This is a genomic window from Propioniciclava sp., assembly GCF_036744435.1.
Taxonomy (GTDB): domain Bacteria; phylum Actinomycetota; class Actinomycetes; order Propionibacteriales; family Propionibacteriaceae; genus Propioniciclava.
Window position 1 is genome coordinate 1 of sequence record NZ_DAIOIA010000076.1, and the last position, 14914, is coordinate 14914.

Sequence of the window (14914 nt, forward strand, 5' to 3'; positions counted from 1 at the left end):
AGTTTACGTGGCACAATCCACGGAACCCATCTCGCTTATCGCCGCGTCCGAAACCTGATTGCGATCGCCAAGGGCCGGGCTACCGGGAGCGAAGGGGGTCCTACCCGGCTGAGGTGGGCCCACCATTGAGCCCACCAACTTCTCATTGATTGCTATTGCCCCAATCTCGCTCCAGGACGGCTCGCCCCAGCACGGGCTGATCCATCCCCTTTCGGGGCACGAGGCTAGAGCAGACCTCGATTGATTTTTCTGCCACCAACACGGCACGCTGAATCCCCGTTGCCGCATCGCCGCATGAATCGCCGACGGAGCTTGTCGTGTTCCTATTCACGATCGAGAATTCTGCATTGCGGAGCGCGCCGATGTTGGCGACCCAGTTCCTGATAGGCGTCGTGGCAGTCGACCGATTCATACCTCAACCCAGGCCGCAGGAGATGCCAGCGTGCACACCAACCAAAGTTATCCCAAACAGCCACTGCATCTCACGCGTTCTCGGAGTCCTACCTGAGGGGATCGACGAACCCAAGCGGCTCGCAGCCTCTACTTCTATTCTAGAATCAAGCTCATCACCGTTCCGGAGCCCTCAGCGCTGCGCTGCTGGCAGAGACGCGACCATGACAACTGCCATGCTTACCCGTAGCATGGGTAGAAACGGTCGCTGACAAGCTGCTGCCAACGGTGGGCGACCCTGGGGCGACACAGGGGGCGGCATGGGCGCAGGGCAGCGCGAGCAGACAACCACGATGACCGACGTCGTCGCACGGCTCGGCGAGTCGCTGGCCGACCTCACCGGGCCCACCTGTGACCGGATCTACGCCCAACTCGACAGCTATGCCGCTATCGAGCCGACCGCCCTGGCCTCCGCGGTCGCCCGGAACCTCCGCACCGCACTGACCGCACTGCGGGAAGGACGCGTCCCCGAGCCGACCAGCCTCGATGGTGCCGCCACGACCGCGCGGGAACGCTACGAGTCGGGAGTTCCGGCGGAGGAGATCGTGCGCGGCTTCCGCATCTCCATCGCCCTCATTCAAGAAGAGTTCCTCGACATCGCCTCCTCGACGCGCCTCTCCGTCGAGGACACCGTTGCCGGGTCGCGCATCATGTGGGGCCTCGGCGACGCCTTCAGCACCCGGATCATCACCGAGTACCACCAACTCGCCCTGAACGCCGCCCTTCGCGATGCCCGCCTGCGTACCGCTGCCGTGCACCGCCTCCTCGCCGGGGAAGGACCCGACGCGTCCGCCCTGGTCCCTATCGACGCCCACGCTCCTTACGCCGCGGTCCGCTGCGCAGTAGCCAACCCCGCCGACGTGGAACGCGTCCGCGCCCACCTGGAGGCCACCGGATCCACACCCACCACCCGCGCGCTCGTCGCCGCCGACGGCGGGGTCTGCCTCGGCATCGTCGCCACCGAACCGACCGACCCAGGGGTCGCCGTCGGCATCGGCCCCTTCGTCCCGCCCGAGGACCTGCCCCGTTCCGACCGGGTCGCCCGCCAGGCGCTGCAACTCGCGGCCCGGCTCGGGCGCGACGGCGTCCAGGGCATCACGACGCTCGGCTGGCGGATGGCGGCCGCGTCCCGGCCCGACGTGTGGCGGATGTACGCCGACCGGTTCCGTACCCCGCTGGAGGCCGAAGGCGAGTTCGGGGCCGAACTGCGCGCCGCCGTCCTGGCCTGGCTGGAGCACCAGCACAGCGTCAACAAGGCCGCCGCCGCGATCAACGTCCATGCCAACACGCTGCGCTACCGCCTGCGCCGCTATGCCGACATCACCGGCTGCGACCTGGGGGACGCCGACGACGTGATGGGCGTCACCTGGGCCCTCGAACTCGACCATCCCGACCGCTGAAGCACCCCAGCACTACACGTTGTAGTTTCGTACAATTGCACGACGCAGAACGCTGGAGTTCCGTCCGTAGCCAGACGCCCAGCCGATCTCTAGCGTTGAGGCCAACACCGAAGTTGGAGATCCGAACGAAGACGTTCCGGCCAGCATCGGCGTGATCCCCCGTGTATCCGTTGCCAGAAAGGGCCATGTGATGACCAAAGTCATCGATGACATCGCGCCCGCACTGAACGAACACCTGCGTGATGGCATGACCATCGCTGTGGGTGGATTCGGCCTGTGCGGCATCCCGTCCGACCTCATTCGCGTCGTCCGCGACTCCGGCGTCAAGGACCTCACCATCGTGTCCAACAACCTGGGCGTCGACGGTAAGGGGCTGGGCCTCCTGCTGGAGAACGACCAGATCACCAAGGTGCTGTCGAGCTACGTCGGTGAGAACAAGTTCTTCATGCAGCAGTACATCGACGGGGCCATCGAGGTGGAGTTCGTTCCCCAGGGCACCCTGGCGGAGCGGATGCGCGCCGGCGGTTCCGGCATCGCCGGGTTCTACACCAAGACCGGTGTCGGGACGCTCATCGCCGAAGGCAAGCCCACGATGGACTTCGACGGCGAAACGTACGTGCTGGAGCGCGGCATCGTCGCCGACCTCGCCCTGGTGCACGCCCACACCGCCGACACCGACGGCAACCTCGTCTACCGGCTCACCGCGCGGAACTTCAACCCGCTGGCCGCCATGTCGGGCCAGGTGACGTTCGCGCAGGCCGAGCACATCGTCGCGCTCGGGGACATCAACCCCGACCACATCGTGACGCCGGGGGTCTACATCCACCTGAGTTGGACCTCTGCAGCGGATTTCGGGGTTTCGGCCATGTATCGCGCCTAGTCAGTCGCATTTGGGCGTCGGGTTCGGGGCACTAAAGGCCCGGTAGGATCGCCCGGTGAGCCCGTTCCTGCGGAAGGTGAAGACCGCTTCGGGGGCCACTGCGGTGCAAATCGTCGAGAAGCGCCATGGGGTCCGCACGCTCCTGGAGCACCTCGGGTCCGCCCATGATGAGGCCGAGTTGGCGGCGTTGATGCGGGTCGGCCACGACAAGCTGCACGCGAACCAGCCGGCGCTGGAGTTGCCCGGCGAGCGGGGGGTGCGGCCGGGGGTGGCGGTCATCGAGGGGAAACGCTCCCAACTATTGGTCGACGTGGTCCGTGACTCGTGGGGACGACTCGGGTTCGACGCCATCGAGGATGAGGCGTTCTTCCAGCTGGTGCTAGCGCGTCTGGTGGAGCCCACGTCGAAGCTGGACAGCTTGCGGGTCATCGCGGAGCTCGGGCTGGTGCCGGTGCACCTGTCCACGGTGAAACGCTGCCTGAAACGCTGTGCTGACAAGGGCTATCGCGACAAGATCGCGCAGGCATGTTTCCAGCATGTGTGGTCCGAACAGGGCGGTGATGTGTCCCTGCTGTTATACGACGTCACGACGTTGTACTTCGAGACCGACACCGAAGACGACCTCCGCAAGGTCGGGTTCAGCAAGGAACGTCGGGTCGACCCACAGATTGTGGTCGGTCTCCTGGTGGACCGCACGGGCCACCCGTTGGAGATTGCCTGCTTCGAGGGCAACAAGGCCGAAACGCACACGATCATCCCGGTCATCAAAGCGTTCCAGCAGCGGCACGGTGTGGCCGACATGGTGGTGGTCGCCGACGCCGGCATGTTGTCGGCGGCGAACCTGAAGGCGATCGACGAGGCCGGGTTGCGGTTCATCGTCGGGTCCCGCGTCGTCAAGGCCCCGCACGACCTGGCCAAGCACTTCCGCTGGCACGGCACTGCGTTCACCGACGGCCAGGTCATCGACACGATCACGATGCGCTCCACCGCCCCCGACCCCAACCGCGTGAAGACACGCGCCGAGCCGGTGTGGGACCCCGCGGTGCATCCCACGGCGTGGCGAGCCGTGTGGCAATACTCGGCCAAGCGAGCAGCCCGGGACACACGCACCCTGGCGCTGCAACGCAACCGCGCCCAGGCCGTCGTCGACGGTGACAAGCCGGCCAAGAAGGTCCGGTTCGTGAAGACCACCGGCCAGCAGGCGAGCTTGGACGAGGCCTCCCTCGCCCGCGCGGAGGCCCTGGTCGGTTTGAAGGGGTACGTCACCAACATCACCGCTGCAGTCATGCCCGCAGCCGAGGTCATCGCCAGCTACCACGACCTGTGGCACGTCGAGCAGTCGTTCAGGATGTCGAAGAGCGACCTGGCCGCCCGCCCGATCCACCACCGGCTGAAGGACTCGATCGAGGCCCACCTCACCATCGTGTTCACCGCGCTCGCCGTCGCCCGCGACCTGCAAGCCCGTAGCGGGTGGTCGCTGAAGAAGATCGTCCGTGGACTACGCCCGTTGCAGCAGGTCACCATCCAACTCGGTGGTCAACGACTCGACGCCGAACCCGCCATCCCCGACGACATCGCCGACCTACTCACCGCCCTCCATCGAGGGCACTAAAGAGGTCCAACTCAGGTCGTGTCCAACAACCTGGGCGTCGACGGTAAGGGGCTGGGCCTCCTGCTGGAGAACGACCAGATCACCAAGGTGCTGTCGAGCTACGTCGGTGAGAACAAGTTCTTCATGCAGCAGTACATCGACGGGGCCATCGAGGTGGAGTTCGTTCCCCAGGGCACCCTGGCGGAGCGGATGCGCGCCGGCGGTTCCGGCATCGCCGGGTTCTACACCAAGACCGGTGTCGGGACGCTCATCGCCGAAGGCAAGCCCACGATGGACTTCGACGGCGAAACGTACGTGCTGGAGCGCGGCATCGTCGCCGACCTCGCCCTGGTGCACGCCCACACCGCCGACACCGACGGCAACCTCGTCTACCGGCTCACCGCGCGGAACTTCAACCCGCTGGCCGCCATGTCGGGCCAGGTGACGTTCGCGCAGGCCGAGCACATCGTCGCGCTCGGGGACATCAACCCCGACCACATCGTGACGCCGGGGGTCTACATCCACGCGGTGGCCCAGGCGGTCACCCCGACCGACATCGAACAGCACACCGTCCACCCGCGGCCGGTCACCGAGGAGGCCCTGGCATGAGCTGGACGCGCGACGAGATGGCCGCGATCGCGGCCTCCGAACTCCACGACGGCGACTACGTCAACCTCGGCATCGGCATGCCGACCCTGGTCGCCAACAACCTGCCCGAGGGCGTCCGGGTCGTGCTGCAAAGCGAGAACGGCATCCTCGGCATGGGCCCCTTCCCCTACGAGGGCGATGAGGACGCCGACCTGATCAACGCTGGCAAGCAGACCGTCACCTTGCTGCCGGGAGCGGTGATCTTCGATTCGGCCACGTCCTTCGGCATGATCCGCGGCGGCAAGATGGCTGCCGCCATCCTGGGCGCCATGCAGGTCGCGGGCAACGGCGACCTTGCCAACTGGCAGATCCCCGGCAAGCTCGTCAAGGGCATGGGCGGCGCCATGGATCTGGTCGCCGGCACCCGACGCGTCATCGTGATGACCGAGCACGTCGCCAAGGACGGCACACCCAAGATCGTCCACGAGTGCACCCTGCCGCTGACCGGCGTCGGTGTCGTGGACCGCATCATCACCGACCTGGCCGTGTTCGACGTCACACAGGACGGCCTCGTGCTGCGCGAACTGGCCCCCGGCGTCACCGAGGACGAGGTCCGAGCCAAGACCGAGCCGGCGTTCACCGCCGCGCTCGACTGAAAGGCCACCACTGATGGAATGGCTGTCCCTCATCATCGTGGTCGGTGCGCTGGCCTTCTTGATGGTCATGGCCTACAAGGGCCACAGCGTCATCTTGTTCGCCCCGATCGCCGCCATGGGCGCGGTCCTGCTCACCGACCCGGCGCTCGTCGCGCCCATGTTCTCCGGCCTGTTCATGAGCAAGATGGTCGGCTTCATCCAGAGCTACTTCCCGGTGTTCCTGCTGGGCGCCATCTTCGGCAAGCTCATGGAGATCTCCGGCTTCGCCAAGTCGATCGTGAGCGCCGTCATCAAGATCGTCGGCGCCCGCAACGCCATGCTGACGATCGTCCTGGTGGGCGCGCTGCTGACCTACGGCGGCGTCTCGCTGTTCGTGGTCGTGTTCGCCGTCTACCCGTTCGCCGCGGAGATGTTCAAGCAAGGCGACATCCCCAAGCGCCTCATCCCCGGCACCATCGCCCTGGGCGCGTTCACGTTCACCATGGACGCCATCCCGGGTACGCCGCAGATCCAGAACATCATCCCGACGACGTTCTTCAACACGACCGGCTACGCGGCGCCCGTGCTGGGCCTCACCGGCGGCGTCTTCGTGTTCATCGTCGGCATGGTCTACCTCGAGTGGCAGCGCCGCAAGGCACTGGCCAACGGCGAGGGCTACGGCGAGGGACACATCAACGAGCCGACGACGTTCGCCACCGACAAGCTGCCCCACCCGCTGCTGGCGCTCACCCCGCTCGTCCTGGTCGGCGTCATCAACCTGGTCATGACCCGGGTGATCCCCACCAGCTTCGGCAAGGAGATCGTGTTCGACTCCACCGTCGTCGGCAAGCCCGTCCCGATCACGGTCGCCACGGCGTCCAATGTCGCGATCTGGGCCGTGCTGGCCGCGCTGCTGGTCGGCATCCTGTTCGTGGTCATCACCGCCTTCGGCACGATCCGCTCCCACTTCACCGAAGAGGTCAAGCCCGCCATCGCCGGCGCGCTGCTCGCCACCATGAACACCGCCTCCGAGTACGGCTTCGGCGCGGTCATCGCCGCTCTGGCCGGCTTCAAGATCGTCGCCAACGCGCTGACCGCGATCCCCGACCCGCTCATCCGGGAGGCCGTCACGGTCACCTCGCTGGCCGGTATCACCGGGTCGGCGTCCGGCGGCATGAGCATCGCGCTCGGCGCCATGTCGCAGTCCTTCATCGACGCCGCCAATGCGGTCGGCATCCCCATGGAGGTCCTGCACCGGGTCGCGTCGATGGCCTCCGGCGGCATGGACACCCTGCCGCACAACGGCGCCGTCATCACGCTGCTGGCCGTCACCGGCCTGACCCACAAGACGTCCTACAAGGACATCTTCGCCATGACGATCATCAAGACCATCGCGGTCTTCGTGATCATCGGCGTCTACTACGCAACCCACCTCGTCTAGGAGGAACACCACATGAGCACCTACCCGCACTTCCACGACGGACGCCGTGCGCTGGTCACCGGGGCGGCTTCGGGCATCGGCCGCGCCGCCGCCATCAAACTCGCCGAGGCGGGCGCCCACGTCCTGGCCGTCGACCTCAACGCTGAGGGCCTGAACGCGCTGGCCGCCGAGGTCCCCGGCATCGAGCCCGTCCCGTTCGACCTGTCCAACCTGGACGCGATCGGCACGCTGCCCACCGACGTCGACATCGTCGTCAACAACGCCGGCATCCAGACCGTCTCGCCGATCCAGGACTTCCCGGTGGAGCGCTTCGAGCTGATCATGAAGGTCATGCTGCACGCCCCCTGGTACCTGATCCGCCAAAGCGTGCCGCACATGTACGCCCAGGGCTGGGGCCGCATCGTGAACCTGTCCAGCGCCCACGGTCTGCGCGCCTCGGAGTTCAAGTCGGCCTACGTGACCGCCAAGCACGGCCTGGAGGGCCTGTCGAAGGTCGTTGCGCTGGAGGGCGGCCCCCACGGCGTCACCTCGGTGACGGTCAACCCGGCCTACGTGCGGACCCCGCTGGTGGAGAAGCAGATCGCCGAGCAGGCCGCCGCCCACAACATGGGCGAGGACGAGGTCGTGCAGAAGATCATGCTCGACCGCGTCCACGTGAAGCGCCTCATCGAGCCCGAGGAGGTCGGCGAGCTGGTGCTGTTCCTGACCGGTCCCGCGTCGGCGTCCATGAGCGGCACGTCCTACCCGATCGACGGCGCCTGGTCGGCGTACTGAGCCTAGGAGACACACATCATGAAGAAGAATGACGACGCCGTTGTCGTGCTGGGCTACGCCCGCACCCCGGTGGGCAGCTTCGGCAAGTCCCTGGCGAAGGTCCCGGCGCACATCCTCGGCGCGACGGCCGCGAAGGCGGCGCTGGAGCGCTCCGGGGTGACCGCCGCCGACGTCGACGAGTGGATCATCGGCTGCGTGGGCAGCACCGGCACCGACGCCTACATCAGCCGCCGGGTGGCGCTGGAGGCGGGCGCTCCGGTGGAGTCGACGGCCATGACGATCAACCGCCTGTGCGGTTCGGCCATGCAGGCGATCGGGCTGGCCGCCCAGGAGCTGATGGTCGGCGAGTCCGACATCGTGGTCGCGGGCGGCACCGAGAACATGTCGGCGCAGCCGTTCATGGACTTCTCGGGGCGTCACGGCGTCACGCTGGGCAACCGGACGGTGCTCGATGGCACCAACTCGATGATCACCGACCCGTTCACGATGGAGCCCATGGGCATCACCGCCGAGAACGTGGCGACCCGCTTCGAGGTCACCCGTGAGGAGCAGGACGCGTTTGCCCTGGAGTCCCAGCGCCGCGCCCAGGCAGCCCTCGCCAACGGCGCGGTGGCCGACGAGATCACGCCCGTCGTCATCAAGACGCGACGCGGCGAGGAAATCATCGACACCGACGAGCATCCGCGCGCCGGGCTGACGATCGAGAAGCTCGCGGCCATGCGTCCGGCGTTCGACGCCGGGGGCACCGTGACGGCGGGTAACTCCTCGGGCATCAACGACGGCTCCTGCATGCTGGTGCTGACGCGGGCGTCCGTGGCGGCCGAGCGCGGCCTGACGCCGAAGGCGGAGCTGGTCGACTTCACGAAGGTCGGCATCGAGCCAGAAATCATGGGGTACGCCCCCAAGCCTGCGATCGAGAAGATCCTGGAGCGCAACGGGCTGAGCGCCGACCAGATCGGCTGGTTCGAGATCAACGAGGCGTTCGCCGCGCAGGCGATCCCGGTCATTCGTGATCTCGAACTGGACGAGGCGAAGGTCAACCCGCTCGGCGGCGCGATCGCGTGGGGTCACCCCATCGGCGCGACGGGCGCGATCATCACGGCTCGCCTGATCGAGAACATGGTCAAGGGCGGCCACGAGTACGGCCTGGCATCGATGTGCATCGGCGGCGGCCAGGCCGTCGCCAGCTTGTGGCGCTTGGTGTGAGCGTGAACGTGCGCGCGGGAATCGAGACCGTCCTCACGCGCTGACTCTGGCGCTCGTTCACACGACAGCACGACCGGGAGGGGAGGGCTTTGGCCCTCCCCTCTGTCCGTGACTCGCACGTCCACGCCGCGATCGGCCGGGACGAGCCCGGCGTCGCAACCCGCATGAAACCTCACCCCGCTACCGTGCTCGCATGGATGTGGCGGTGATCGGGGCAGCCGGAGCGATCGGGCGACAGATCTGCGTGCAGTTGATCGAGCGCCGGGTGGTTCCCGTCTCGTCGCGGCTGCAGTTGGTGGCCCGCGAGGGCAGCGCGTCGGCGTCCGCCGTTCACGGGCTGCGCGCCGACCTGATCGACGCCTACGCCGAGCATGCCCCCCTCATCGATGTGGCACTGCACCCCCACGATGTCGTCGCGGACGTCATCGTGATGGCTGCCGGGCGTACTCCGCCCAGCCGGCCCGGGGTCCCGGTCGACCGTCACGCGCTCGCCGCCGACAACCGTGCCCTCTTTCATTCCTACGCCCACGCCATCGCACGGCACGGCAGCGGTCATGAGGTCGTCATCGTCGTGTCCAACCCGGTGGAGCTGGCCGTGTCGGTGTTCGCCGAGGCGCTCGGACGCCATCGCGTCGTCGGCATGGGCGCCTGGCTCGACACGCTGCGCTTCCGGCACGAGATCGCCGGATCGCTGGGCGTCCGCCGCCAAGGCGTTGGCGGGTTCATCGTCGGGCAGCACGGCGACGGCCTGGTGCCACTGTGGTCCAGCGTCCGGTTTACGGGTCTCACAGTGGACGAACGCGTCGCGGCCGTTGCTCGGCTGCGCGGTGAGCGCACCCTCGACGCCTTCCCCGCCGAAGTCGCAGACGCCAAGCTCGCGCTCATGGAACTCGCCCAAACAGACATGCAGGCAGCGTTTGCGCTCATCGACGCCTGGCCCCCGGATCTGCGAGCCCTCGCCCGGCCGTGGCTCACGCATCAAAGCGGCGCCAAGACGGCCTCCGGGACGGCGGGCGCCACCGTCGACTTGGTGGACACGGTCTTCGACGGCCGCGAGATCGTCGTCGCAGGCCAAGTTTCCCTGGCCGGGGAGATCACGCTGGCCGGGCGCGAGATCCATTCGGTGACGGGCGTCCCGATCATCCTGGGCCCCGAAGGGTGGACGCGCGTCGTCTTGGATCCCCTCGCCCCCGACGAAGAACGCCGCCTCGTCAGCGTCATCGGTGACATCACCGCGTCGCTCCACCCGGGGGAGGCCGCATGAACCAGAACGCCGCACCACTGCAACTGGGGCGCTACGTCGCCTATGTGCGCGCTCAGGATCGCCCCGGCTCCCTGACCGCGTTAGCGGAGGTGGTCAGCAGCCGAGGCCTCAGCATGGACTCCTTGGCGACCGGCGATGTGCGCGACGGTACCGCCGTCGTGATCCTCAGCTTCACCGCCAGCGAGCGGCTCGCCCGCCTCGTCGAACGCACGCTCAACCGGCTCGCGGTGGCGAGCAGCGTCACCGTCCTGCCCGCCGACGATCCGGCCGTGCGCGCGTCCGGCGTCGTGGAAACCCACGGACTTCCCTTTCAGCCACCCGCTGACGCCGTCGTCACCTGGTCACGCGACCCGGACGCCCAGCCGCTGCTGCTGATCGGCCAACTCCTCGAGGTGGAGAAGGTGATGCGCGCCGCCCGCACTGCAGGCATCACCGCGGCCAGCTACGCCCTCCTGCCGCCGCCACGGCGTCCGTGTGCCTGACCCTTCAATCAGAATCACCCTTTTGTTCCGCAGTCCGCTGGAACCATTCCTACGAAAGTACCATTGACCACCCCAGCCGACCGTGTTAATTTCGGCACGATCAGACGTTTCCACGTGAGGATCAAGGTGACTCATTCAACACGGACCCTGGCCGACATGTGAGTATTATTCCCTGTGTAACTAGACAAGGAGTGAACCGATGGATCTCCTTCCCCTGATCGCCACAGGCGCGAGCGCGGCCTTTCTCGTGATTTGCGCCGTCCTGGTGTGGCGTTCCTCTCCGGCCCTCCGTTGGGCGAATCGACGCCGCTGGGTCATCGTCGGAGGGTTCGTCACCTTGGCTGCTCCCTACCTCGCCCCCTTAGCATCCCGCTTGGACCCAGTCGTCGCCGATTTCTATGCTCCGGTCTGGTACGTGCCTGGACTGATCCTGACCCCGCTCCTGTGCTCCCTATGCGAGGCCTGCCTGCGGGAGGCGCCGCCCAGACACCAGCCTCGCTCCGAAGGCGAGCTATCCAGCGTCACACCTGTTCACGTCTAGATCCCCTCACGTCTGTCCGCCCGTCCCTGGCGTCTGTGTCCCGGCCTGGGCGCAACGGGAGATATACGTTTCAGAGAAACCCACCAGGCTGGAGACCCTTTTATGTGGATAACGACAGCGCCCCACGGGCCCACTAGAGTAGGAACGCCCTCACGAGCCACTCGAGCGCTGGGGCTCATTCTCACGAGAACCTGCCCTTCCAGTTGCGCGATGTGCATAACTGAAAGCGGACCCCAACAGCGAGGCTGGGTAGCTGAGTCAGTGTTGGAAGAGCTACTTGTTCAAGCCGGGACTACTGACGAGGTAGTAGCTGTGTCCTTGAGCGGAGGCGAACCCTTCTCCCGTTTTTCTGATCTCAAACGAATCACCGCCACCCTCCACTCCGCGGGAGTGCATGTCGGTATTACAACCAGTGCGCACTGGGCGAACAACCGCGACGTCGTTACTTCCCGGCTGGCGGCACTATCAGAAACTGGGCAGATCAGTCTGACTGTATCCACGGACCTTTTCCATCAAGAGTTCACTCCCGAGGATCGCCCCAGGCTGCTAGCATTGGTGGCTCAAGAACTTGGAATTCCAATCTCAGTGAATTGGGTTATTCGGGGTGATGAGTGTGAGCGACGGCTCACTGCATGGTACTCAAACCAAGGTATTGATGTCGTGGCGTCCCACTTCGTACCTCTCGGACGAGCATCTGGGCTCACGATTGAACCACGTCGAGTTGCATCGGCAACACTGTCAGGACCTTGCGGCATCGCAACTAACAGCTTGACAATTGACTCTGATGGCACGGCTTATGGATGTTGCGGCCTCCTTATACCTGAGCAGATAATTGGAAAATTCCCGAGCGACTCGCTATCCTCGCTCCTGCGGCGAGTGGATGAGAGTCTTCTATTTCGAGCCATGAACGAGATTGGCCCACTCGGTGTTGCAGGAATACTAGGGATGGATGTGAACGGCGCGCGTTCCCAATGCGAGGTCTGCTTGCGGTTGACACGCGGATCCTCTGACGATTCACGAATAGGCGAAGCGCAACTCTTGAGCCTGGATTTTGCTCTCGCCTATCTCCAAGGAAGGAGGGAGCATGCGCATCGCACTGATTCAGATGCCGCCTCTCAATAGCGACCGACCCTCGATAGGGCTGGCTCTCGTCGCGCAGGCCGCAAGAAATGTCGGGCACACTGTAGACATACTGTATGAGAACCTCTGGTGTGCCGATAGACTGGGGCCACAACTGTATCAGGATCTCTGCGGAGCCCCCAATGACTCCTTACTTACTGATATCGCCTTCGTCCGTGCAATCGAACCCCATCTTGATATTGACCCCCTTTTAGAGATCTTGTCGAGACGGTTGGGTGGTAATTGCGACATTGGGGGGATGCGCACGATTCTGGAACGCGTGCAAGACCCTCTCTCTAAGTTCCTCGAGTCTGCGACCCTCCGCGTCATCCGAGAGGGCTACGAACTAATCGGATTGACTGCCGTCTTCTCCCTTTTCCCAACAATCGCCGCGGTTGTAAAACTGCGAGAGTTCGGCTACAAGGGCAATATCGTACTGGGCGGCTCCCATTGCGAGGGCCCTATGGGGGAGGCACTTTTGGCGCTCGCTCCAGGTATCGATCACGTGGTCCGCGGGTACGCGGAAAACACTTTTCCAGAACTCCTCAACCGAATCGCTGCGAAAGAGTCGGTTTCTGGCCTAGCAGGAGTGGTCACGCGAGTTGGGGAGCGAGTGACCTCCGGCCCCCCTCCTAAAATGACCCCCATGGATGAGCTGCCCCGAATTCACTACGCCGATTGGTTTGTCGAGCGCCAATCATTAGGTTTGGGTAAACCCGATACCGCTTGGATTCCGGTCGAGACGGCACGTGGTTGTTGGTATGGCCAGGTGCAGCAGTGTACGTTCTGCGGCCTGAACGGTGAACAAATTGCGTTCAAGAGTAAATCTCCTCAGCGAGCCTACGAAGAGTTCTGCGCGGTTGCCGATGCTGGCGCCCGCCTGGCTTACAGTACGGACCCGATCATAGATCGGTCTTACTTCTCGTCTTTGCTCCCGAGGCTCGCCGAAAGCCATTTGCAACTATCTATCTTTTACGAAGTAAAATCGAACATCAAGGATGCCGATGTTGAACTTCTGGCTAAGGCCGGAGTGCGAGCCATACAACCTGGAATTGAGAGTCTTAACGGGAACATTCTAAGGATCATGAGGAAGGGGGTCCGCACACATCAAAACGTCCAGGTGCTCATCAGCGCGGCTCGACACGGAGTGGGGGTGGGATGGAACCTTCTATATGGATTTCCTGGAGAGTCGGCAGATGACTACGATTCAATGGAGAAGCTCATTCCCCTCCTGTATCATTTGGAGCCGCCAGGAGTTCAGGATGGATCCGGCGGCTGGGTTCGCCTAGACCGCTTCAGCCCCATGTTCCAGGCGCCTTCACGTTTCGGCCTGACCAACGTTCGTCCGCACCCAATTTTTGAGAGCCTCTGGAGGCACTTGTCTCCGACCGCTCGCGCCGAGGATTTGTTCAATGCGAGCTACTATTTCGACTACGATTACTCAGATAATCGACGCCCACAGGACTATGTGGGCGGCGTGATGGACCAGCTTAAGAAGTGGCACAATGCTTACCCGGGGGCATTTTTGGTAGGAGCGAAATCGGGTGAGAAACTATGGGTTCTTGACACGAGGGATCGTGAGGGCGTGAGGCGGCTGCAATTTTGCGGGATTGAGGAATGGCTGCTTTCAGCCTGCAAATCGGCGCCGAGTTTGCGCCGCATTCGGGATGAGAGTGGTGCCGCTGGGTACACAGTTGAAGACGTAGAGGACGCGCTCGCGAAGCTCTCGGACTTAGGTCTGGTGGTTCCGCTCGACAATAGGTTTGTTTGCCTTATTGTGCGTCTAGATGAGTTCATTCCTCCGACACTCCCCGCCGCACTTTTTTGGTCCGGGTTGGAAGTCGTTGCGAGAAATCGCGGCGCTCGAAAGCAAGTGGGGTCTCGCCAGGCATCCCCCGCAGCAGTTCGCGAATAGTTGAGCAAGAGAGGAGGTGTGTAATGGATCAAGTTGTCGAAGTCTTAGAGCGACTCGCCGTCGATTCACAGTTCCGCAAGGACTTTGAACTCGGAAGAGAGGAGGCGCTATCCCGATTCCCCGGAATCGGAGAGAAGGAAAGGGAGGCTTTCCTGGACTTGGAGGTCTCGTCACTGGACCTAATAGTCGACCCGGAACTCTCGCCGATCGAGTGTAGGATTCTCCAGATTTCCTGGTGAAGAAACCCTAAGGAGGAGTTGTCATGTTGGACGCCACCGACTTGCTGGACCGGTTGGTAGAGGATCGCTCTCTACAAGAAGAGTTTCGCACCCAGCGAGAATCAATTCTTGAACGATTCCATCTCTCTGAAGATGAGAGGTGCGCCTTTTTGTCCCTTGATGTGGAGCAGGTCGAGGGACTTGGGACGCAAGGTTTCCGCCCCGTCGAGTGCAGGATTCTCCGGATCACGTGGTGAACCGTAGTGAGTCGGGCGAGGTGGGCGCGTCTCCCCGGAGCGCTCTCACCTCGCCCGCGTACCGTTGGTGGCTGGCTTCTGATTCCTCGGCGGCAGCAGCCGCGGGGCTGCGCGAGTTCACGCTGCCGCTGCTGGCCCTCCTGGTGACGGGGT

14 protein-coding genes are annotated in these 14914 nt (G+C 64.4%); all 14 read left to right on the forward strand.

The window, feature by feature from the left end; all coding sequences use genetic code 11:
• Window positions 1–743: 743 nt before the first annotated feature.
• The 14 genes from V7E09_RS10350 to V7E09_RS10410 all read left to right on the forward strand — a co-directional run bounded on the left by V7E09_RS10350 (window position 744) and on the right by V7E09_RS10410 (window position 14761).
• Window positions 744–1850, forward strand: coding sequence for a PucR family transcriptional regulator (locus V7E09_RS10350; RefSeq protein ID WP_324511633.1), 1107 nt, complete (start codon window positions 744–746; stop codon window positions 1848–1850).
• Between the two features lie 190 nt (window positions 1851–2040).
• Window positions 2041–2730: a CoA transferase subunit A gene (locus V7E09_RS10355; protein WP_324511634.1), complete on the forward strand. Its 690-nt coding sequence runs from the start codon at window positions 2041–2043 to the stop codon at window positions 2728–2730.
• 55 nt (window positions 2731–2785) lie between these two features.
• Window positions 2786–4342, forward strand: a complete 1557-nt coding sequence (locus tag V7E09_RS10360) for an IS1634 family transposase (protein ID WP_324511635.1) — start codon at window positions 2786–2788, stop codon at window positions 4340–4342.
• 18 nt (window positions 4343–4360) lie between these two features.
• Window positions 4361–4930 (forward strand): CoA transferase subunit A, encoded by a 570-nt coding sequence (locus V7E09_RS10365; RefSeq protein WP_324511636.1) that lies wholly within the window; start codon window positions 4361–4363, stop codon window positions 4928–4930.
• Window positions 4927–5565: a CoA transferase subunit B gene (locus V7E09_RS10370; RefSeq protein ID WP_129458149.1), complete on the forward strand. Its 639-nt coding sequence runs from the start codon at window positions 4927–4929 to the stop codon at window positions 5563–5565. Before V7E09_RS10365 ends, V7E09_RS10370 begins: the two co-directional genes overlap by 4 nt.
• Before the next feature lie 13 nt (window positions 5566–5578).
• Window positions 5579–6985, forward strand: coding sequence for a GntP family permease (locus V7E09_RS10375; protein WP_324511637.1), 1407 nt, complete (start codon window positions 5579–5581; stop codon window positions 6983–6985).
• 12 nt (window positions 6986–6997) lie between these two features.
• Window positions 6998–7759 carry an SDR family NAD(P)-dependent oxidoreductase gene (locus V7E09_RS10380; protein ID WP_324511638.1) on the forward strand — a complete coding sequence of 254 codons (762 nt, stop codon included), beginning with the start codon at window positions 6998–7000 and terminating at the stop codon, window positions 7757–7759.
• A gap of 18 nt (window positions 7760–7777) precedes the next feature.
• Window positions 7778–8965 (forward strand): thiolase family protein, encoded by a 1188-nt coding sequence (locus V7E09_RS10385; RefSeq protein WP_324511639.1) that lies wholly within the window; start codon window positions 7778–7780, stop codon window positions 8963–8965.
• A 193-nt stretch (window positions 8966–9158) separates the two neighbouring features.
• Window positions 9159–10229: a lactate/malate family dehydrogenase gene (locus V7E09_RS10390; RefSeq protein ID WP_324511640.1), complete on the forward strand. Its 1071-nt coding sequence runs from the start codon at window positions 9159–9161 to the stop codon at window positions 10227–10229.
• Window positions 10226–10711 (forward strand): hypothetical protein, encoded by a 486-nt coding sequence (locus V7E09_RS10395; RefSeq protein ID WP_324511641.1) that lies wholly within the window; start codon window positions 10226–10228, stop codon window positions 10709–10711. The genes V7E09_RS10390 and V7E09_RS10395 overlap by 4 nt, the downstream gene beginning before the upstream one ends.
• Before the next feature lie 643 nt (window positions 10712–11354).
• Window positions 11355–12374: a radical SAM protein gene (locus V7E09_RS15715; RefSeq protein ID WP_442956873.1), complete on the forward strand. Its 1020-nt coding sequence runs from the start codon at window positions 11355–11357 to the stop codon at window positions 12372–12374.
• The gene (locus V7E09_RS10400; protein WP_324511642.1) at window positions 12337–14286 is read left to right on the forward strand and encodes a RiPP maturation radical SAM C-methyltransferase; all 1950 of its coding nucleotides are present in this window, start codon (window positions 12337–12339) and stop codon (window positions 14284–14286) included. The genes V7E09_RS15715 and V7E09_RS10400 overlap by 38 nt, the downstream gene beginning before the upstream one ends.
• A gap of 23 nt (window positions 14287–14309) precedes the next feature.
• Complete coding sequence (locus V7E09_RS10405) at window positions 14310–14525, forward strand: hypothetical protein (protein WP_324511643.1); 216 nt, start codon at window positions 14310–14312, stop codon at window positions 14523–14525.
• A gap of 23 nt (window positions 14526–14548) precedes the next feature.
• Window positions 14549–14761 carry a hypothetical protein gene (locus V7E09_RS10410; RefSeq protein WP_324511644.1) on the forward strand — a complete coding sequence of 71 codons (213 nt, stop codon included), beginning with the start codon at window positions 14549–14551 and terminating at the stop codon, window positions 14759–14761.
• Window positions 14762–14914 lie beyond the last annotated feature (153 nt).